This window comes from Neobacillus sp. OS1-32 (assembly GCF_030915425.1).
GTDB lineage: Bacteria > Bacillota > Bacilli > Bacillales > Cytobacillaceae > Neobacillus > Neobacillus paridis.
In genome coordinates this window covers 3,459,653-3,482,172 of the sequence record NZ_CP133263.1, presented here as the reverse complement: position 1 = coordinate 3,482,172, position 22,520 = coordinate 3,459,653, and the positions used below count along the sequence as shown (strand labels likewise).

The 22,520-nt window shown below is 38.6% G+C and carries 17 protein-coding genes; 4 read left to right on the top strand and 13 right to left on the bottom strand.

From position 1 onward, the window contains the following. Positions 1–133: 133 nt before the first annotated feature. Positions 134–2,212, top strand: coding sequence for an FAD-dependent oxidoreductase (locus RCG24_RS17300; protein WP_308077575.1), 2,079 nt, complete (start codon positions 134–136; stop codon positions 2,210–2,212). Positions 2,213–2,425: 213 nt separating this feature from the next. Beyond that, positions 2,426–2,695 carry a hypothetical protein gene (locus tag RCG24_RS17295; protein WP_235888097.1) on the top strand — a complete coding sequence of 90 codons (270 nt, stop codon included), beginning with the start codon at positions 2,426–2,428 and terminating at the stop codon, positions 2,693–2,695. 557 nt (positions 2,696–3,252) lie between these two features. Here RCG24_RS17295 and RCG24_RS17290 read toward each other — a convergent pair. The 7 genes from RCG24_RS17290 to RCG24_RS17260 all read right to left on the bottom strand — a co-directional run bounded on the left by RCG24_RS17290 (position 3,253) and on the right by RCG24_RS17260 (position 9,752). Then, positions 3,253–4,251, bottom strand: a complete 999-nt coding sequence (locus tag RCG24_RS17290; RefSeq protein ID WP_202654519.1) for an ADP-ribosylglycohydrolase family protein — start codon at positions 4,249–4,251, stop codon at positions 3,253–3,255. Continuing rightward, positions 4,251–5,189 (bottom strand): carbohydrate kinase family protein, encoded by a 939-nt coding sequence (locus RCG24_RS17285; RefSeq protein ID WP_308077574.1) that lies wholly within the window; start codon positions 5,187–5,189, stop codon positions 4,251–4,253. The genes RCG24_RS17290 and RCG24_RS17285 overlap by 1 nt, the downstream gene beginning before the upstream one ends. Positions 5,190–5,199: 10 nt before the next feature. After that, a complete protein-coding gene (locus RCG24_RS17280; RefSeq protein WP_308077573.1) occupies positions 5,200–6,258 on the bottom strand; it encodes an ABC transporter ATP-binding protein in 1,059 nt (352 codons plus the stop codon). 11 nt (positions 6,259–6,269) lie between these two features. Then, complete coding sequence (locus RCG24_RS17275; protein ID WP_308077572.1) at positions 6,270–7,058, bottom strand: ABC transporter permease; 789 nt, start codon at positions 7,056–7,058, stop codon at positions 6,270–6,272. Beyond that, positions 7,058–7,879: an ABC transporter permease gene (locus tag RCG24_RS17270; RefSeq protein ID WP_202654522.1), complete on the bottom strand. Its 822-nt coding sequence runs from the start codon at positions 7,877–7,879 to the stop codon at positions 7,058–7,060. Before RCG24_RS17270 ends, RCG24_RS17275 begins: the two co-directional genes overlap by 1 nt. Positions 7,880–7,949: 70 nt before the next feature. Then, the gene (locus RCG24_RS17265) at positions 7,950–9,020 is read right to left on the bottom strand and encodes an ABC transporter substrate-binding protein (RefSeq protein WP_308077571.1); all 1,071 of its coding nucleotides are present in this window, start codon (positions 9,018–9,020) and stop codon (positions 7,950–7,952) included. A 12-nt stretch (positions 9,021–9,032) separates the two neighbouring features. Next, complete coding sequence (locus RCG24_RS17260; protein ID WP_202654524.1) at positions 9,033–9,752, bottom strand: GntR family transcriptional regulator; 720 nt, start codon at positions 9,750–9,752, stop codon at positions 9,033–9,035. A 776-nt stretch (positions 9,753–10,528) separates the two neighbouring features. Between RCG24_RS17260 and RCG24_RS17255 the strand changes: the two genes are divergently transcribed. Beyond that, a complete protein-coding gene (locus tag RCG24_RS17255; RefSeq protein WP_308077570.1) occupies positions 10,529–11,146 on the top strand; it encodes a competence protein ComK in 618 nt (205 codons plus the stop codon). 86 nt (positions 11,147–11,232) lie between these two features. On the opposite strand, the gene RCG24_RS17250 is transcribed toward RCG24_RS17255, so the two are convergent. From RCG24_RS17250 to RCG24_RS17230, 4 genes are all read right to left on the bottom strand, one after another. After that, complete coding sequence (locus tag RCG24_RS17250; protein ID WP_308077569.1) at positions 11,233–12,513, bottom strand: phosphoribosyltransferase family protein; 1,281 nt, start codon at positions 12,511–12,513, stop codon at positions 11,233–11,235. After that, a complete protein-coding gene (locus RCG24_RS17245) occupies positions 12,473–13,672 on the bottom strand; it encodes a DNA-processing protein DprA (RefSeq protein ID WP_308077568.1) in 1,200 nt (399 codons plus the stop codon). Before RCG24_RS17245 ends, RCG24_RS17250 begins: the two co-directional genes overlap by 41 nt. Before the next feature lie 1,247 nt (positions 13,673–14,919). Then, on the bottom strand, positions 14,920–15,807 hold the full coding sequence (locus RCG24_RS17235; RefSeq protein WP_308077567.1) for a tyrosine-type recombinase/integrase: 888 nt from the start codon (positions 15,805–15,807) through the stop codon (positions 14,920–14,922). Continuing rightward, entirely contained in the window at positions 15,804–16,658 is an 855-nt protein-coding gene (locus tag RCG24_RS17230) for a helix-turn-helix domain-containing protein (protein ID WP_308077566.1), read from the bottom strand. Before RCG24_RS17230 ends, RCG24_RS17235 begins: the two co-directional genes overlap by 4 nt. A gap of 417 nt (positions 16,659–17,075) precedes the next feature. Here RCG24_RS17230 and RCG24_RS17225 point away from each other — a divergent pair, with 417 nt between their 5' ends. Then, positions 17,076–19,397 carry a hypothetical protein gene (locus RCG24_RS17225; protein ID WP_308077565.1) on the top strand — a complete coding sequence of 774 codons (2,322 nt, stop codon included), beginning with the start codon at positions 17,076–17,078 and terminating at the stop codon, positions 19,395–19,397. Between the two features lie 978 nt (positions 19,398–20,375). Here RCG24_RS17225 and RCG24_RS17220 read toward each other — a convergent pair. Together RCG24_RS17220 and RCG24_RS17215 are read right to left on the bottom strand one after the other, a co-directional pair. Beyond that, entirely contained in the window at positions 20,376–20,924 is a 549-nt protein-coding gene (locus RCG24_RS17220; protein ID WP_308077564.1) for an REP-associated tyrosine transposase, read from the bottom strand. Beyond that, positions 20,924–22,462, bottom strand: coding sequence for a YifB family Mg chelatase-like AAA ATPase (locus tag RCG24_RS17215; protein ID WP_308077563.1), 1,539 nt, complete (start codon positions 22,460–22,462; stop codon positions 20,924–20,926). The genes RCG24_RS17220 and RCG24_RS17215 overlap by 1 nt, the downstream gene beginning before the upstream one ends. Positions 22,463–22,520 lie beyond the last annotated feature (58 nt).

The window sequence follows — 22,520 nt, the reverse complement described above, 5'->3', positions numbered from 1 at the left end:
TTTCACTGTTTTAATATAGATAAGAAGTATTTGTGAAAAAGTGAACAATGGTAATGAATAGTTTCTCACATGAACTATAATTAAGCATAAGAAATCCGTTAAAATACTTTGCATTGTGAAAGGGATGTTTATTATGGTCAATCGTTTTCCTGCGTTATTCTCCCCGATTAAAATTGGCAGTATGGAAGTAAAAAACCGGATCGCCATGATGGCAATGGGGGTGTTCTCTCCTCGACTTATGGGTCCGAATGGTGCTTATACGAAGGATGGCGCCGATTATTACATTGAACGAGCAAAAGGCGGTACAGGTTTAATCGTTACCGGACTGCTCCCGGTTAGCTGGTTCCCTAAAGGTCAGGGACCTGGTGACCGTGGTGAGGGCTTTTATAAATATATCCAGCAGCAAAAGTATTTAGCAGAGGGGATTCACAAATACGGCGCAAAGGTGATGGTTCAAATCACGGCCTTATCCGGACGTTCCAGTATTCACTCCGAAGATCCGGCACCTAGTGCACTGCCAAATGTGTGGGACCCTACCAAAACAAACAGAGAAATGACCAAGCAGGAAATCCACGAATATATTGAAATGTTTGCCAATGCCGCCCTGGCATGTAAAATGGCCGGGATTGACGGCGTCGAAGTTCATGCCGTTCATGAAGGTTATTTGTTAGACCAATTTACGATGGAATATGCCAACCACCGAACCGATGAATACGGCGGAAGCCTGGAAAACCGTCTCCGTTTTCCATCTGAGATTGTTCAAGCCATTAAAGCGGTATGTGGCAAAGATTATCCTGTCTCCTTGCGCTACAGCGTGAAGAGCTATATGAAGGGCTACAATCGCGGCGCACTTCCCGGCGAAAAATTTAAGGAGTTCGGCCGTGATTATGAGGAAAGTATCATAGTTGCCCAAAAACTGATTGAAGCAGGCTATGATATGCTAGACTGCGATAATGGAAGCTATGATTCTTGGTTCTGGCCGCATCCGCCAGTATACATGCCAAAAGCTTGCAATCTCGAAGATGTGAAGATGCTGAAAAAACATGTATCCGTTCCTGTCATTTGTGCCGGTAAATTTGATGATCCGGAACTGGCCAATGAAGTGATTGCTAACGGTGAAATTGACATGATGGGAATGGCACGTCCATTATTGGCGGATCCCGATATGGCCAATAAATTTGCATCGGGCGATTTAGACAATATCCGGCCTTGCATCGGCTGCCACAATGGCTGTCTTTCTGCGATTTTCCAAGGCAAAGATATCTCCTGTGCGGTAAATCCGGCCTGCGGCAGAGAACTTACTTATGGCATTGGCAAAGCGGATCGACAAAGAAAAGTCCTTGTTGTCGGTGGTGGCATCGGCGGCATGGAAGCAGCCCGCGTCTGTGCGTTAAAAGGTCATGATGTCGATTTATATGAAAAATCAGGGCAATTAGGCGGTGCCTTTATCGCTGCGGCGGCCTTTGAATATAAAGAAGACGACCGGCGTTTACTGAATTGGTATATCAAACAAATGCAAGATTTAGGTGTTAACATTCATTTGAATACGGAAATCACGAAACAATTTATCAACGAACATCGATACGATGATATCTTCATCGCCACTGGGGCAACAGAACGGAAGCTCTCCATTCCAGGCTTTGATTCCGAAAACGTAACCTATGCCGTGGATGCCTTGTTACATAAAGACATTACCGGTGACAATATCGTGGTCGTGGGCGGCGGCTTAACAGGCGTGGAAATCGCCTGTGAATTAGGAAAACAGGGCAAGAAAGTAACCGTTGTCGAAGCGGCTGATACCATCTTGAATACATTCGGCTTATCAGCAGCCAACTACAATATGCTGATGGAGATGCTGGATTATTATCAAATCAATGTCATGAAATCTTCTTCCGTGACAAAGTATGAAAATGGCATGGCCCATATTACAACCATGGTTAAAAACTATCCAAACGTTGCTAACAGAGCGAAGATGATGTTTGCTGTCGGGGCTGAAGGAATTCCGCAGCAATCACAAATTAAAGCCGATCACATCGTGGTTTCCGTCGGATACATCAGTGACAATCAGTTATATGAACAAGTAAAGGCAGATCATGTTTATTTAATCGGTGACGCTGACAAACCGGAGAGCGTAATGAAGGCCATCTGGGATGCCTATGATGCTGCCAGAAGTATCGAATTACGAGAATCACGAAAATTACAGCATGTTTAAAAAGTGAAGCAGGGATAGCCACGCCACATACGATCCAAAGCGTGGACTATCCCCTTTTTACTCCACGACAAAGCACCTATATGCCTTCTCAGTACTTTACTGCGTTAAACTTTAGCTGAGCGAGGGGCTGACCCCAAAATGTGTTTTCAGACCCCAAAATTCCTCACAAGACCTATAGACGTACATATAATAGGTTAGATAAGGGGATTGGAAATGGGAGGAAAAAATATGCCCTCAATTATTAATTTAGGTTCATTAAATGTAAATTCCCTTCAACCGAACTCAAATGTCAATGTTGGTGAAACGGTGATCAATGGTATGGATGCCAACCGAAAATATAATTTAAATATGGGGGGGATTTACGGCTTTGCTAATATAAACACTGGAATTTTAAATATTAACAATGATAGTTTTGAAGTGATCGATGGGGTGATTTTCGACCAAGATGTAAAGCCAAATATTGGTGGCGGGGGAAATATATAGGGAACAAAATATGGCCACTGTCACTCCCCGAATAATGGTGATGTATTTTCCCTATAATCCGCTAATCCCCATTCATTCATAGGTTTGCGGGATTAGTTGTGGTGCATCATATTGAGAAAGTGGCGCAGCATCTTGAGGACCAGGAAAGGTTATTATTACGATTCAAATGAAGTTCAGAAGTTCTGAATCCTATTTTTGTTGACCTGCCGCAGGAAAATTTCTGTCATGTGATCGGTGATAGTAAAGTGGGGGTTGGAAATTTCCGCTGCAGGCTTGTTCGTTTTTTGGGGACCACTCTGCTTTGTACGGCGATGGGTGGTTTTCTTGTGATCTAAAACGTTTTTTCAAATGACATGTGCAGCAGCTTCCCACACAACGCCCTTCAAAATTTCACGAATGAATTCAAGAAAACCGTCAAAGGACAAAATCCTGACGGTTCAGTCAATCACAAATACCCGAGCATATCTTTAGAATCGGCTCCCCCATTTACCTCCAGTACAATTACACCATTTTTATATGGTCCTGCAGGTTTCTTCATTTTTTAGTGGCACAATTCTTTATGAACAGGTTTTTAAAAGGTCTTGCGCAATTTCTTTAAAATTTATACTATTGACCTTTTCGATTTTTTCAATCCAAGACTTGTTTATAGTAGAAGCCCCACTATAGGCTCCACACAATGAACCAACAATGGCACCATTCGTATCAGCATCATCACCTAAATTGACCACTGCTATTAAACCATCCGTAACAGATCCCTTTGCGGCATAAAATACGCCAAGCGATAATGGGATCGACTCATACGATTTCATTCCCGCACCTATATATTTATAGAGAAGTAAGCAGATTTCCTCTAGCGGCTTGTCTTGATTTCGGTCTACTATTTCCATAGCAAGATGGATTCTGGCAGCTACGGAAGGGGAAGGAATGTCATAGCCACTTTCTTCCCCTCTTATTGCCCCCAGTATGGCAGCTACCATTATTTCACTTGGTAAGCTTTTTCCTTCTATGGCCTTTGAAACGGCCGCAGCGATGGCACAGGCAGAGGCTACACCTGGTTTACTGCCATGTGAAGGCAATGCAGAAGCAATGGCATCTTGAATTGCAAGTTCAAAGTCGTGGTGGTGAAAGATGCCAATTGGAGCTACTCTCATTGCGGCCCCATTTGTGTCACCCTTTTTACCAGCCTCTAGATAATTGCCGCCGGATATAATAGTTTCCAAAAATAATCTTGTACTAGGACCAATGACTGTGGATTCTAGGATGTTATATTTGACTGCCCATTCTTTCATTTTTAGAATAAACAGCTCGGTATCAAATTTTCCAGCTTCTTTGAGTACGGATGATACAATTAAACTTTCTTGAGTATCATCCGTAATTCCCCCTGCTACAATACTGCTATGGGCCACTTGTTCTCGACTTGGAGTTACAAAATCTGTAATCTTTGAATATTCTTGTTTTATCTGACTTATAGACATAAAAGAGGCAGGCATTCCCAAGGCATCCCCAATGGCAGTTGCAATAAGACAGCCGTACGCTCTATCTAATAATGGATTCATCAACTCTCACCTACAATTTTTAAAATGTCCTTTAACGTAAAGTTTTTATGTGGGCCCATGAAGGTAGTGGTAAAGGCCCCACATGCACTGGCCAACTTAATGGATTTTGGCATATCATATCCTTGCAGCAATCCGTAAATTAATCCCCCTGCAAAGCTATCTCCTGCACCGGAGGTATCTATACATGAGACCTTATAGGAGGGGATAAACATCTGTTTTCCGCTGGAATTGTCCCATAAATTTACACCCAGTTTTCCTTTTTTCTCAACGAGCCACCGAACCCCTTTTTTGAAAAGCCAGCTTGAAAAATTCTCCTTTTTAATGTTTAATAGCACGATGATTTTTTCCAGCTCTCCTTCATTTGGGGTAATCATATCTGCCAAATTCATCATCGATAAGAGGATGTGTCGATCAATCTTGGAAACTAGGGAACCGGGATCAAATAAAATTTTTATTCCTAGATCTTTTGCTTTTTGAATATACTGAATAATGGTTCCCGCGAAGTTATCGTCTAATAAATAATATCCAGTTACAAAAAGGAAGGAGGTTTCCTTGAGTATATCTTCACGAATGATGTCAAAGCTAAACTCTGCCTCACATCCTTTATATGTGAGAAAGGTCCGCTCACCTGAGTCTTCCAATATTGATATACAATAGCCTGTCTTTTTGTTAGGGGTCATTTGAATACATGCTCTTGACAGTCCATGATCCAGTAAATAATCATTTATTTCTTTCCCACGTTCATCCATACCTAAAACGGAGGCAATTTGAGGCTTCAACCCTAGGTTTTTCAATGTCATTGCGACATTTATCGCACAGCCGCCAACTTTGTGAAAGGAATCTGTGATGATGGTATCTTCGCCTCTGGCGGGAAATTCATTTACTACTATATATTCATCAATGATAATACCGCCTAATAAAAGAATATGCTGATTCATGCAACTCTCCTTATTCAAATAGAATGGATTGATTCCCGGAATCCCAGCTTAAAAATATTTCGTCATTTATTTCAAATCGAGCACCATCATTGTGATTTTGATTTTGGACTCTAATTTCCAGCCCTAAAGCTTCAATGAGATACATCGAAAGATTTCCGACATAAGTAATAAATTTTACTTTACCTTGAATATGCGGGTGGGATGGCTGGTTTCGGTCCATGCGAATTTTCTCAGGCCTTATGGAAATGATATAGTCTTGTCCCTTATTCAAAGAGTAATCGCCATGCGGCAGCAAAAAGCTCTGGCCGTTCTGTAACTCAAATTGGAGGTGATCTTTGATTTTTCCATAAAAGAAATTAGACTGACCAATAAAACTGGCAACAAATGTATTAATCGGTTTTTCATATATTTTTTGTGGTGTATCCATTTGAATGATTTTTCCATCTTTCATAACAGCTATCTGATCCGACAGCGTCATGGCCTCTTCTTGATCATGCGTTACAAACAGGGTCGTAATGCCAATGTTTTTCTGGATTTGTCTTAGCTCTATTTGCATATCTACCCGTAATTTTTTATCTAATGCACTTAAACTCTCATCAAGCAGCAAAAGACTGGGCTTAATGACCAATGCTCTGGCGAGTGCAACTCTCTGTTGCTGTCCGCCGGAAAGCTGCCGCGGTTTCCTATTTTCATATCCCGTCAGCTGTACCATTTCCAAGGCTTTTGAAACTTCTTTTTTGATTTCACCTTTTGTAAAATTTCTTTGCTCCAACCCATACGCAATATTCTGGCTGACTGTCATATGCGGGAATAGTGCATAATTTTGAAAGACTAATCCGATATTTCTTTTATACGGAGGTAATCGATCCATCATATTTCCTCCAATATTTATGGTTCCTTCGTCTTGGCGTTCAAACCCTGCTATTAAACGAAGGGTTGTAGTCTTTCCACAGCCTGAAGGGCCCAGTAAGGATAAGAAAGTTCCTTTTTCTATATCAAGATTAATCCGATCAAGTACTTTGTTATTTTGAAAAGACTTGCTTAAATTTTTTATCGCCAAGTATCCCATGACTACCCCTCCTACTTGAATAAATATTTTAATGAAGCCTTCATCACCATAATAATGAAAAGAATAACAATCGTTGTACCCGCCAGGATGATCGTTGACACTGCATTGATGACAGGGGTAAATCCAAATTTAATAGAAGAGTAGATTTCAATCGGTAATGTTGAATGCCCGCTAGGAATAAGAAAATAAGACAAAATAAAATTATCAAATGAAATCACAAAAGCCAGGAAACCTCCAGCTAACATGGCTGGAAACAATAAAGGCAAAGTGATTTTTCGAAATGTAGTCCACTCATTTGCTCCTAGACTGGCCGATGCTTCATTTATCGTAAGATCCAGACTCTGTAATCGGGCCTTAATCACCATAACAGTGTAAGGAAGAGATACAATAATATGTCCAATGAGTAGTACAAAATAGTTTTTATCTAATTTCAAAAAGTTTAACAACAATAATAATGCTAGTCCGAGTATTAACCATGGTATAGTCAGTGGTAAGATAACCAGTGAATCTATCCATTTTTTCCACTTTGATTTTGTTTGTACAATCCATAGCATCAACATAGTAGCTAAAATGACACAGAAAATGGCCGTTACGGCAGCAATATACATACTGGTCAAGAAAGCGTCAATCAATGTCTGATCATTGGCAAGGTCCTTATACCAGCGGATGCTAAATTGGAAAGGAAGAGAGTTATATTGAGACTTATTAAAAGACATCAACATTAAAACCGCTATAGGAGCATACAAAAATATAAAAATAATACCTGTATACAGCCAGCCGAACCCTTTTTTAATCATCATCACACCTCTTCCTTCGCAAATTTTGACAAGATCGCTATGGAAATCAGTACAATCATTAATAGGATAAAGGCTATTGCTGCCCCAAAATTCCAACCGTATATTTCGAAAAATTGATCCTCAATGACTGTACCAATCACTGACCCCTTCGTTCCGCCCAAAATTCTTGGCTCTACAAATACGCCTAAGCTTGGAACAAATACGAGAATGGACCCTGAGATAATCCCGGGTTTACTCAAAGGTAATATGATTCTCCAAAAGGTTGTGAACGGTCCAGCATTTAAACTTTTGGAAGCTTCAATGATGGAATGATCCATTTTTTCTAAAGACATATAAATGGTGATCACCATGTAGGGGAAAAAGATATGTACAAGTGCAATAATAACTGCTGTCTGGGTGAATAGAATCCCCAAAGGTTCTGAACCGATTAAATGAAACTTTCTTAGAATCATTTCTAGAATGCCGCCATCTCTTAACAGATTTTGCCACGAATAAGCCCTAACAAGCTGACTGGTCCAGAAGGGAATAATAATAGCGATTAATATGATGGTTTTACCGCTATTGATCACTTTTGCCATAATATAAGCCATAGGATAGCCGATTAAAATACAAATGATGGTGACGATTAGACTGGTTGAAATCGTTTTCCAGGTTAATTTTAAATAAAACCCTTTTTGAAAAAAGTCTAGATAGTTCGACAGGGTTAAATGAGGATCGGCCCCATCGCTAAGAAAGCTAAAATAAACCATGATAAATAACGGAATGACACAGAAAGCAATTAATAACAATACAGGTGGGCTCACCAACCAAAATTTTTTATTCACTCAGATTTCCCCTCCTTCTTTCATTAAATTAAGGGCAGCAGTGACACCCGTGCTGCCCTCATTTTAAATATTATTGTGATTTCACCTCTTGCCACATCTCATTCCATTGTTTCTTTTCAGCATCGGAGTGATAAGAAATAAAATGAAGTTTAGCAATGGTTTCCTCATTTATGCCCATTTGTTTCACAAATTCAGCATCTAAGTTTTTCGTAACCTCAATATTAACAGGGTTGGGCCCACCTTTTTTAACCCAATCTTCCTGGAACTTTTTGCTCAACATATAGTCAATAAACTTTACTGCGAGGTCATAGTTTTTTGAATCCTTTACAATGGCCCAGTTATCAACCCAGCCTATGGCACCTTCCTTTGGTATTACGTAATTAATAGGTTCGCCATTCTTTTTCATTGCAGCTGCTTGTCCACTCCACATAAGCCCGACTGTAATTTGTTTGCCAGCAAATAGTTTTGAAAATTCATCACCAGTTTTCCAATAGGTTCTATTCAATTGTTTTTGTTCAACTAATTTTTTCTTAATTGCGTTTAAATCCGATGGGTTATTTGGATTTTGTCCTAGTGCTAGTGCCGCTGTCATCACTGCATCATTGAAGTCATCCCTAAAGGCTATTTTTCCCTTATATTTTTTATCCCAAAGGATATTTACGGTATCAACATTTTCTTTAATTTCATTAGAATTATAGGCTAAGCCTGTAGACCCCCATACCCATGGAACCGCATAGACTTTATTATCTTTCTGATTTTCAGGAAGTTTTTTAAATTGGTCAAAAATATATTGATAGTTTGATAGTTTGGTTGTGTCAATTTCTTCAAGTAAGTTTTCTTTAATGGCAACAGGAAGAATAGATGCATTAGGGAGGATTAAATCAATTTTTCCCACCCCTCCCGTTCTTAATTTTGTAAGCAGTTCTTCCTCCGAGGCCATATATTGGTGGGTGATTTTTACGTTATATTTTTTTTCAAATTCTTTAACAACAGCTGGATCATCTGAACCATAGTCTTTCCAATTTACGATGACCAATCCTTTTTTGCCTTTATCCGTTGAATTTTTAGAAGAAGAACACCCAAAAGCGCTTACAATTAATAAAATAAAAATTATTATCAATCCTAGAGACTTTTTTAACATGGCTTATCTCCCCTAATTAATATTTGTCATTATTTTAATTTCAATATTATCTCCATAAATAACGGATACTTTTTCAATTTCGGTATTTTCTTCATTTAATACCTTTCCTTCAGCCTTCATTAAGATGGAATTTTCTGATTTAACCCTAAGGATTTCCCTTGTTCGGTCGTCTATCATAACAGGACTTAAGGTAATTTCTGAGTGTCTTGGATAAATATTGTATTCCTCACGCATGATTCTATATAGCGAATCAGTTGCAAAATTATATTTCTCAATACTAGGAAACAAACTGATTGGTAATAAAGAAGTATCAATAGTTAGAAAAAGGACTTGTCCATCTTTCTTTACGCCTCTGGCTCTTACCAATTTAAAATAATCTTTTCCATCAATCGTAACATTTTCTTGTGCTAAAACTTTGGAAACAGGTGTTTCATTTTTAGTTTTCAGATAATCTGTAAATCCACTGAAATTCCAAATACTGTATTTAACCTGTCTAATACAAACAAAAGTTCCTTTTCCTTGATTTTGATAGACCAGCCCTTCTTTAACCAACTCTGAGATCGCCTTTCTTACTGTACCTCTTGTAGTATTGAACGTATTCATCATAGTCGTTTCGGAAGGAAGTAGGTCGCCTTCTTTGTATTCCCCCTTTAAAATTAGCTCCTTTATGATTCTATGTAATTGAACATAGAGCGGAACCACATCATTTTTATCAAGCGATTTTGTTTCCATTTCCACACAGCCCCATTCGTCAGTTTCTTATGTAGTTGTTTGGTTATGTGTACAAGTGATATATACATAACTGATTATAGAGAAGAAATAATATAATGTAAAGACCAAATTTTCGAAAAATTTTGTTCGAATGTAACTCTTTTTATAGCAAAATAAGGAGCGATTCCCTGGCACCACCTGAAACAACAGTTCTGCCAGCCTTTTTTCATGCTTTGTAACAAAAGGACCATCTGGCAATATACTATTAGGATTGAGTCGCTATTTTTTTATCTTTTCGGAGGATAATAGTAACTTCCTTATCATTAAATAGGCACAAAATAGGCACAGGAAATAAATGTTAAATTTTAACGTTTTTCTAGTACTTTTTTCACAAAAATTTAATAATTTTATCCCTTTTGATTACCAAATTAGTCATTATTTATGATATTCTTTATTTGTCAGAAAAATTTCGCTTATACATTTTTCACATCTAGTCAGTCACCTATTTTTTGCGGCTAGATTGCTCACATTTTCACATATAACTTAGCACTGAGATTTGTTGTACCAGCGTGTGACAGTTGGTTCTTCTTTATAAAACGACTTCTTGGTAACCGCTTGTACAGATCATTGACAACGGAAGGGTGGTGATGAAGCTGTGAGCTACTAAAAAACCAAGAGCTGCGGTCCTGTTTGAGACAGTGCTCTCGGTTAAGTATTTCAACCTAAACTAACGAATTATTAGTATATATATCGATCGAAACTGAATACAATCAAAATGATGTTAAGAGGCGAATAAATTGAACAGTAAAAAATTTTATTTTATCAAACCAGAGTTTATGTATATGGCAGGTTTTTATGATCGATACGGCAACCGATTCTCGGTTGTTCACGAAGTACATAGAACATTGATTGTTGAGCGTTCACCGATTGAAATTCTTGCAGATAGTATTAGACGTATTGGGTTTGATTTAAGAGGAGCGATTGCCACCGCCAAATCGCTCCTTGGTGATATTCAGATGTGCCCGATCATGGTCAATCCCATCCATCAAATTTGTGTCTTTCCAACGAAGTCAGCAAAGAACGATGACACGATATGGTTTAATCCCAATCAAATTATCAGAACCAAGTGCTGTTGCCAAAAAACTTTGGTACTATTAGGAAATGGACGCAGCATCCTCGTTCCCAACAAGCTGTCATCCTTTAACACGAAGCTGCAAAATGCCGACCAATTAAAAAAGATTACCACAGAATTCAGAAACAATCCGGTCACATTCACGATCGAACCAAAGCATGATCGATTGGATTTCATTACTAAACGCGTACAGAAACGCAAAAAAATACACCCACAAAGTGAAGGCCCGGGAAAGATTCATAGACCAAGCAGTTGCGGCTGCTTGGTCTGGTATTTGCTTTGAGGTATAACAGAAAAGTGTTCAAACAACAACTATTCACCAATGCAGGAGATCACAAGTGATGATTGGTTGATGGCAAAGTACCTATATTAAAACCATTCCGAATCTTCCAGCTCCTCTCTATCCACTTCAATTTTATTCAAATTATTATAGGCTTGGACACCTTCGAAGAAATCCGATTTATTTCTACATGAAGGGAAATTACTGCAACCGAAAAAGGCAGAGTTATTGTCTCTATTAAAACGCATCTTCAATTCTCCTCCACAATGGCACTCTAATGGTTTATTACCAATTGATAAGAAACGTTTAAACTGATTAATAGCTAACACCAAAATCGTGACTTTCCTAGCTCCAGCTCTGTAAAGTTCCTTCGCAGCTTCGAGGACAGTAGCTCCTGTGGAAATAACGTCATCTAAAATTACCACATGCATACCTCTGAAATCGTCAGTTACTTGAAATACACCTTGAATATTAGAGAGCCTTTCTTCTTGATTTAGAAATTTTTGGCTTTCATAATCTCTAACACAAAACAATGAAGTAGATGCATTCTTGATATGTGGCTTCTTTCCGCAGACATAATTGACACAATCGATCATACGGTCCTTTTCTTGGGACGGTCTTGGCGGAATTCGAGTCAAAGCATCCACTTTTTCAATCTGTTCTTCTATAAATCGAACTAAATCCGAATATATCGATGAAAATAACCCTACTTGTGATTCAAAATAATCTTTATTCCTAATGATTCGTTGTGAAAGTTGATGTACCGGATATCGGATATCACTTGTTGAAAAGTACCTTCCACCACTTACAACAGTCGAGGTTATATTGTCATATTCTTTGTCCGTTACAATGACAATCCCCCGTTTGAACTCAATATGGTTACCTTTATAAATAATGGATGCCGCTTCTGAATAGAATCCCTTTAACTCTCCACTAATAATATGATTGATGTCTTCTATTGAGCCAATTAAGAAATCGGGTAGTTTTCCGACATCTTCATAATTGATATAATCTTCCTCGGAAAAGTAAATGGTTGAAACATTCATTCCCTGAAGGTATTTTAAAATCTCTAAATTACGAGAAAGGACTGCGATCTCAAAAGATTCTATTTCTAACATTTGAAGAACCTCAATTAGGCTTTTCCGTTTATTTAAAAATCCACCAAAAGTTCCATTATGCGTTAGAAAATCACGATTAATCTTTATAATATTCGAAAACCTTTTCTCATCTTTACTTAAAAACAAAATAGAAATGGAAGAATTAATATCTGCCCAATTATCATCAAATTCTTCTGGAAAAGAATCTAAATCGACAACAAGTCCTTTCAACTCATTTAAACTGATGAACATAGACCTTTTCAGTCCCTTCATCAATCAGACTCATTTGTTCTTCGATCGTCGGTATGATTTTCGCTTGCTCCAATGCAACAAACAAATCTTCAATACGTGTAAATTTTGAAGCCCCTTCACGTTTAATATATTTTTTTGGCCACGATATATTCTTATTATCGAGAGCACTTTGTGGGATAAACACAAGACGTTTTTGTTTAAGGGCATAATCAGCCTGTTTTAAAGCGCCACTTGTTTCTCCTGCTTCTACAATAGCTGTTGCCAGAGAGATGCCACTCATAACTGCATTCCGCATAGGGAAGAACCATCTCTGTACTTGGCTAGATGGCGGGAATTGAGAGACAACCAAACCTTCCTGACTTATAATGCGCTGCAATTGCTCATTCTCTTTAGGATAAGCTCGGGTAATGGGTGTTCCAAGCACAGCAATAGTTGGATAATGATATTCAATAGCCGCCCTATGAGCTGCCGTATCTACCCCTCTTGCCAAGCCTGACGCGACGACGATTCCTGCATTTCCTAAATGGCGTGCCAAGCGGTGGGCCTTCTTTAATCCATCTTCGGAAGCACCTCGGCTTCCTACAACCGATACTATTTTCTCTTTAAGTAAGCTAATATTTCCTCTCAAAAACAAATAAGGTGGTGCCTCATCCGTCATGGCTAATAACTTTGGGTAATCTTTCATACCCTTTTTGATGATCATGTCTCCCTTACTAAGAGATTGAAACCCCTTTACAACTTTTCTGTACGCCTTTTGTAGATCATTTTCATTTAGCTTCAACCTATCGCTTACCTTCTCAATAAGCTTGGAAAATTTCTGCTGCATATCCATTTCAGCAGATAATTCCTTAAAAATAGGTTCCGTTTTTTTGTCTGAGTAATTAAAGAACGATTGTATCGTGTAATAATTCATGACTTCGTGCATAAAAGGTGTATTCAAATCAATTTTCTCATGATCCTTATCTGTTGAAAGTTCAGGAGCGATGGTTTTTAAGTTCCGTTTTCGTTCGTCAAGATCTTGCCTTAAAAATAAAGAACCGGCCGGAGTTTTTTTAATCGGTATTACTTGACCAGCGTGCACCAACTGATTCAAACGTTGACTACTAATTCCTAAATATTCAGCTGCTTCCTTACTAAAAAACAAATCTTTGACAACTTGTTCAATCACTTTTCTTTCCATCTTGCCACCTCCTTTTAGCTAAAATTTATCATAACCCTTTCAAACTTTCAATAGTTAATACACCTAACTGATATTTTTCCCTTTTTATACAAAAATATAACCAAAGCATTAAGGTATGATGCCAGGCACGCCTCGAATTAAGTCGAAGGCTGATTGGTTTTTAGTTTGCGAGAAATGATTGAACGGAATTGCTGATAGATATTGTGAGGTTGGTTGTCGCTCTTCTTTCCGTTTTGGAGAGCATTCCTTGAACTGCTACGAGAGGTTTTGAAGGGTATTACGCGGGAAACCGCAGCTTTTTCCTTCGAAAAAACGTCTTAAAGCAAAAAGTCAAACCACCCTACGTGCCGCCGAAAGCAAAAGGGTGGTTTTCATAAATAATATACATCGACAACCACTACCTTGACGGTAGCAGCTGCAGGGAGAAGTGTTAGCAGCACTTCTCTTTTTTACTATAAAACCATTATAACCTAGAATATTCCAATTGAAAAAGGTGACGGGTTTAGACAGCAAATCTGGCACCTTAAACCATATTTAATTGTTCATTAAACTCCTACAGTACTTCTCAATTCTTTGTTCCTTCATAGTAAATCTAGGAGGCTGTCAAGATGCATAAAACAAGGTACTACAGATTAGGATACCGATATAAGTAAAAACTGCTCCACGGATAATTTTCTGGCCTTCTCGTCATTTTCGCCTCTACAGGATTTAAGTGAATATAGCGGCTTACCTCAAGCATTCCCTCTTTATCTTCAATGAGTTTATCATAAAAGCGTTTTTCAAACACATGGCAGTTAAGCTATGCTTCGTATTATCACCTCCCCTCCATAGAGGAAAGAAGAGTGACAACCAGCCACCCTACAATATGCAGTTGCAACTCTATTCTACCACTTTCCTTAAACTAAGAACCTATTAACCTTCGATAAAATTCAAGGCAATCCTGGCACCAAACCTTTAGTCAAAATTGTACATTCTAAAACAATGAAAAATGTATATATTTTCATTGACTTTTATAATCTTCAACAAATTCGCCTTAAAATTTATAGCTAAGCAAAATAAAGTGGTACAGGTGAGGATTGCTTGATTTTCTTTCAATAGCAATATGTTACTCCACGGGTTATAAGTTGTTAACTCATAAAAAGACAATGCTGACAAAAGACAAAGAAATTCTTGTATAGAACTTGTCCCATTTGTCGATACTATTTAAAAAAAAAGAGCCCTGCTTCATTCGGCAGAGCCCAAATGTTTTAATCCAAAATGGATAAGGTATCCCTTAGATTATCGACATTTAAATGCTGGTACCGCATCGTGGATCGTAAGTCACTGTGGCCCAAGATCGCCGCTAAATATCTCTGGTCGGCGCCCTTTAATGTCAGGTGGGTGGCTGTACAGTGGCGGATTACATGCGGAGTCATTTTCGTTTGTATTCCAGCTGCTTTTTGGATCTTTTTCAAATGAAATCTTACATCGGCAGTACTTACAGGTTTATCTAATGATTTAGGTGAGGGAAACACATACCTTGATTCCTTGCGATATGCATAAATATGCTGGTCCAACAAATTCAGCAGCTGATCATGTATGGGCAGATACAAGTCTTTCCCACCCTTGATTTTTGGAAAATACACCTTTTTTTCTTGCAAATAAACATGTTCCTTTAACAGCGTAACAACAGGTGTAATCCGGCTACCCGTGTAATAAAGGAAGCTGGTCAAAACATGATAGAACGGCGAATAGCTCCTAGCAGCTTCTAGAAACCGCTTCATCTGTTCTTCTGTCAGCACCGTTGTTAAGGGTGTATAGACCTTTGGTGTTTTTACTTTACTTCCGGGATCATCGCCACATCCCACCTCATTGAACAGATATTTGGAAAAGGATTTAATCGTTGAAATATGCCGGGCAATCGAATTCTTAGCATATCCATTTCGAGTAAGAGTATCTTGGTAATCAAGAATGTCTTCCTTGGTGATATCCAAAACCGTTACCTGCGCACCGTATGTACCGACCAGGTGCCGAAAAAATTTTTCCAAGTCTTTCGAGTAACCTTTTATCGTTTCGTCTGAGTATCCATTTCTGGACAAATACATCAGAAACTTTTGAATGTAAATTTCAAAGTTATTCTTTATTTGAAAAATCATCCGGCATCATACTCTGTTTCTAGCTTTTGATCATTTTGTTGAATGAACCAAGCCAATTGGCTGGAATTCACCAAAACGGAATCCATATCCAGATTTTTTTGTACTAAATCGTTATATTGTTCCTTCATCGTAATACTTGGTGAAAACCAACAAAAAGAGACACCTCTTTGCGGCTCCAGCACTTGTGGTACTCGAAGTTCACACAGATTGCTGTAAACATGAGGGCCAAGCCATTTTTCAAATAATTCAATTTTGCTGCGATCGGATTGTAGCACTTTTAATGTGAGTGAATGATTCGATCGAATGAATTGGAAGAACATTTGTCTATTTTCAGGAAGTTTGAGAAAGCCTTCTAAACCAGTCTGTTCTCCATGATCATGTTCAAAGGCCAACACTTTCTGATATTGATCCCGCAGATCAGTCAGCGAGAAATTTGGTGTCATCTTAATTAAATGGTCATTCACTTGATTCATAAAACTTAAAACCATCCCTTCCAGCAAAGGTTGATCGATTTTAAGCAGCAATTCTGTCAGTTTTTGAACAGATTCAGGTAATTCAACCGGTACAGTCTCATTCTCTGCCTGTTTATTTAACAGCTTTTGTTTTTCTAATAAATCCCTCAAGTGATGAAGGTCCACTTTGAAAAACTTAGAAATTTTCTCAAGTGTCTCTATGCTAGGCATTCGTTTCCCAAGCTCGATGTAGTTGATAAACGCATGACTGACTTCAAGTTGTTCAGCTAAAACCAGCTGCGTTAATCCATGTTGTTCCCGAAGATTACGCAAGTAATTACCAAGAATGTTTTTCTTCATCTTCACATCTCCTGTTGTTTTTTTATTGATTCCATTCATCGTGATCACCTCCATTTGCAATAAAATACATTAGCAATTTATTACCAAAAGAGGATGCTTTAATACAACTTAAAAAACAAGAACCTCCTGCCCACAACCGATCCCATCGGTTAAACAAAAGTCCAAAATTGTTGAGAATTAAATACTAATCGTGTAAGTGCGATTAACGCTAAAACTTTAGAAGTTAAATTCAACAAAGCTGTAGATACAACTAAAGCAACTCTTGAAGTAGTTAAATCTACAATCAAACAAAACGTTTCTAAAACTACATGGGCTTCAGATGGTAAATCTGTAGCACTTGAACTTTCTACTAAACTTACTAAGGGTGATTACACAGTAAATGTTAAAGGTCTTACTGACGAAACTTTAACTAAAACTGTTTCTGTAGAAGATGAAAGAGTAGAGTCTATTCAAATCTTGTCTACTGATGCAGTTGTAGATAATACTGCTAGTCCTAAAACAGCAACTGTTTCTTACCAAGTAAAAAACCAATATGGTGAAGACATTACAAAAGCGACAACTTTACAAACTAATGGTTCATCGATAGTAGCTTCAAACGGTGTTGTTACACTTACTTTAGCATCAGGCGCTAAAGTTGGAGATAAACTTCCAATCACTCTTATTGATGTTGCTAGTGCAAAATCAGCTACTCAAGTAGTTACTTTATCTGCGGCATCTACAGTTGCTGACGTAGCAATTTCAGGCATTTACAATAAAGATGGAAAAAACCTAAATGAAGATACTGTTCTAGGAACAAATGAATTCTATCTATTAGTAGACGTAAAAGACCAATATGGTAACGCAATTACTGATAAAGCTGTTGCTGCAGCTGGTTTAGTTAAGTATGAAGCAAATCCTACTGTTATTCAAACAGAAGGTGCAGGAAATAAAGTTACTTTAACTGATTTAACTATTAACGGTAAAAAACAACTTGGCTTAAAATTAACTAACCTTCAAAAGGCCGGAGAAAACCAAGTTACTTTAATTTCAACTACTACTGGAAAAAGTGCTTCTTATAAGGTATCAGTAGCTGAAGCTACTCGTACCGATGTTGTTAATCTTTCAGCTCCGGCACTAGCAGTTGCTAAAGAAGATATTTTAGTCCCTGCATCTGTTCTCGATAAAGATGGTAAAGCTATTACAGATGTAAAAGTATTAAACGACGCCCAAAAAGGTGTTAAAGTAACTTTTGGAACAACTCAAGTTTCAAATGCATTTGTAAAAGGTGAAGATGGAAATCTTTATATTAAAGTTCCAGCTGGTACAAACACAGCTGACGGTGTATTCCCGTTAGTAGCTCAATCTTCAACATTTAAGGTAGCTACTGCAACCATTAAAGTTGAAAAGGCTGCTGTTCCTACTACTGTTCGTGGATTAAAAGATCCTTTAACACTTGTAGCTAAGAAAACTAAAACTATTAATGTTTCTGATTTAGTTGTTGAAGACCAATTCGGTCGTGTTATGAAATCAGCTGATGTAACAAAATATTTACAGGATAATTCGAAAGGAATTCTTGTAAAGGATAATACTGATTCTGATATCGTAACTGTAGCTGCTTCACCAAACCATGTAATAAAATATGATGCAGGAGTAGTATTAACTGCTGGTACTAAGAATGGTACTGAAACAATTCAATTTGTACTTGCAGATGCTGATGGTAAAAACCCAATCGCAGCAAGCACAGCTGATGCTACTATCCGTGTAACAAATGGCTCTGAATACGTTTCATATGAAGTAGCACCAATTGGTACTGTATATGATGAAGTAGCTGCTGGGAAATCAGATAATGATGCGTATGACAAAGTAGTAAAAGTATATGGTGTTTTATCGGATGGAAGTAAAGTGTTGCTTAATAAAGCTGATGGAGATTACACTGTTTCGTCTACAAACGATACGTTTAATTCTGATGTAGCAGATGGTACTATTGATGTTGCAGCTGCCTACACTTCTTATGGTGACAATAATGAAATTAAACTTCCTTTAACTGTCACAATCAATGCAACCGGTCAGAAACTTACTCAAGAAGTTACAATTTCTAAAGTAGCTCCAAAAGTAACAAAAATTGATGTAGTTGAAGATGCAGATGCTTTCATTGCTGGAACATCTAGTAAAGTTGTTGATAAATTTGACTATGCTAAAGCTGAACCGTTTACACTTGCTAGTTACCTTGCGAATGTAAATGTAGTTGTAACTGACCAATATGGTGCACAAGTTGAATTAACTAGTGCGGATGGCAAAGATACATTTGCTGATGGTACTGCAGTTGTATCGCAAGCACAAACAACATTAACTTTATCAAAAGTTTCTGGCAACCTTGTGTTTACAGGTAACGGAACAAATAAAGCAACAGTTACAGAACTTCCAAAGGATTCTGTATTTAATGCAGTCTTATCTTTAGGAGCAGTAAGCGCAGCACCAGTTAAAGTAACTGTTACTGGTGGATATTCTACTTCAGATACTGATGCTGCTAACCAAAAGGCAGTTAATGATGAAGCTGCTAAAATCACTTCTTTCGCAGACGTTGATGGATTAACTGCTGGAACCGCAATTACTTTACCGACAGTTGGAAATGGATTTACAATTAAATTAAAATCCTCTTCTGATACTGGAGTAATTGATGCAGCTGGTAAAGTTGTTAAAGATGGAACAACTAACCTTACATTTACAGTAACTAACACCGATTCAGGTAAAACAGCTGACACAAAGCCTATCAGTGTTACAGTTAAAAATACTAAATGATGGATGCCTGTCACTCCCCGAATAATCTTGTTTCACAGGGTTGTTCCACAAGGGATGAACGGGACTGAATCTTATAGAAATACAGGAAAAGCCTTGTCGAGAGAAATCTCTGCTTGGCTTTTCTTTTTGTATAGAACGGTGCCAGCGTAGAACGGCGCAATCCACAGGCACGCCCCTAATTTTGTCGATAAGATTTGGGATCAATCCCCAAGCACTGAAAAGTGCTAAAGGAAGCTCTGTGGAAAGAAATCTCTACAAGTTTTTTCTTTTGGTTTTAAGAGATTAGAGATCTGGTTGTCAGACCCCACCTCTCATTACAGATTCTTTTGTTGGAAGTTGTATATTGCACATAATCCGCCTTATGCGCAGCAAAGATGATCATTGCAAGGCATCAAATACGTTAGGAATTTCTTTCGCTTACGTCGCATTTTCTTCCTAATATGACATAAAAAAGCCATCGTAAATAGTAAGCAGTTCAGTTATGAAGTAGAAAAATTAAAAAAGTAATATAAAAATACACCAAAATCACAGATTTTTGGAGTATAAATTAGCAACTGTTTTAGCGTACAAAAAAGCACCTTTGTAGGTGCTTTTTTCTTTGAGAATGAGTTTTTACTTTATTTCAATTAATCACTCTATCCATAACCAACAATTTTTCCGCTTTTTATATCTGCATACACACCAAAACCATCTTGAATGCCTTTAGTGTTTCGGAGGAAATCAACGAGATACACTTCTTTACCAAAAGGATGGGTGCCTGGCACTCCCGGATTAATCTTGTTTCACAGGGTTGTTTCACGAGGGATGAATGGAACTGAATCTTATAGAAATACAGGAAAAGCCTTGTGGAGAGAAATCTCTGCTTGGCTTTTCTTTTTGTTTTAGAACAGTAGAACAGTGCCAGCCCCACGCTTGACCGTGCTAGCGGGCAAATGGGTGCCACAGACACTACCCAATAGTAAATGGTCCGGCACCAGGTTATTGAATCATTAAGCTCCTACAATACTTCTCACTCCTTTGCTCTCTTGTACCTTCGTAATAACCCAAGAGGCTATCTACATGCATAAAGCAAGGAGCTGCAGAGTGGGGATACTTATATAAATAACAACTGCTCCAAGGATAATGCTCCGGCTTTCTCGTCATTTTGGCCTCTACCGGGTTTAAATGAATATAGCGACTAACCTCGAGCATTCGCTCTTTATCCTCAATGAGGTTGTCATAAAAGCGTTTCTCAAACACATGACCGGATAAGCGATGCTTCGTATTATAGTAATTAGCATAACGCTTGTTGATCAATGACATCAATTTGGATAGCGAAACTTCCTCTGAGCGGATCTGCAGGTGGTAATGATTATTCATTAAGCAATATGAGGCAAGCTGAAAGGGAAACTTTGCATGGAGTTGCTGAAGAATATGCAAGAAAGCTTGAAAATCGCTGGCATTTCGAAAAAGGGGATCACGGCGGTTTCCTCTGCAAACAATGTGATAATAGCGGTTTGGCCCCCAAATCCTCTTTTGCCGTGGCATTATAACTTTTCCTTCGCTATCATTTGCTGTTTATGAATTCCCCGGCGTCGCAATGTCATCGCTTCCCAAATTGCCTTATCTGTGATCCTATTTTCTCCGACCAAGTCGGAGATTGTTCTTGCCAGCCTAATAATTTTAATTTGAACGCGATTGCTCCAGTTTTGCTTTGCTGCAACAGTCATGAGCATTTTCTTCTGCTCACTTGTTAAGGGGCTGGATGCTGTCATGATTTCAAATGGTACTTTAGCATTTGTGATTTCTGCTTGAAATCGTTGATACTGCATTCTGCGTGCCGCTTCAACACGCTTTCTGATTACCTCTGAAGATTCTTGACAGTCGGTTGGTTGACCGAGATTGACAGATTTTAATGATAAAAGAATATCGATCCGGTCGTAAACTGGCCCTGACAAGCGATTTTGGTAACTTTGTATTTGCTTTGGTGTACATGTGCAATAATGATCGTTAGAGCCGAGATAACCACACGGGCAGGGATTCATTGCGCCGATCAAAATAAATGAGGATGGGTAAGTTATCGTTGAATGGGCTCTACTAATCGTCACTTTCCCTGATTCCAATGGCTGCCTCAGCATATCCAATGTCTTTTTGGTAAACTCTGCTATTTCATCTAAAAACAGAACCCCATGATGTGCTAAGGAAATCTCACCAGGTCTTGGAGTGGAACCGCCGCCAATAATGGCAACGGAGGATGCAGAATGATGGGGATGTCGGTAAGGAACGTTGTGGTGGGCAATTCTTTTCTCACCTACCAGTTGGTAGAGGCTCATCACTTCGAGCTGGGCTTGATTGGTCAGCGCCGGTAAAATGGAGGGAAAGGTTTCAGCCAGCAAGCTTTTTCCACAGCCAGGAGGACCACTCATTAGGACGTTATGCTCGCCTGCAGCAGCAATTTCCAATGCCCGCTTTGCCTGTTCGTGGCCAATGACATGTCGGAAATTTTTTTGTGGTGGTACAGAAAAAATCGGCTTTTGTTCTTCTGTAGTCAAGCGGGATTGTAAACGAAGGCTTTCTTGCCCTTCCAAATGCTGGACTACCTCCTCAATATGTTGCACAACAATACACTCCAATCCTTGCAGCATATGAATCGGTATCAAAGGATCATAAGGAAAATACACCTTCTTTATTCCTAATGATTGGGCAGAAACTAAAGCCGGCAGCATCCCCTCAGCTTTCACCACCTCTCCATCAAGCGACAACGCCCCGATAAAGGCTGTATCAAGGGGAATCTCCGCCTTAATTGCATTCAATTCCTTTAATGCGGCAACTGCAATGGCCAGATCAAATAATGGTCCATTTTTCTTTTGCTCAGCCGGGGAAAGGTTGACGACCACTTTTTGATCAGCAACATCCATGTCAAAATAACTCAATGCAGCAATTACCCGTTCCCTTGACTCCTTCACAGATGCGTCCGGCAAGCCCACAATCATCATCGACTCCGTTCCAGGAGATATCTTTACCTCAACCTGTACTCGATAGCCTTCCAGGCCCTTTAAACCAATACTAGATACCTTCTTAGTCATAAGGCAACCTCCAAAAAGCAGTATTTACTATAATGAACAGCATTCACGCTGCTTCATC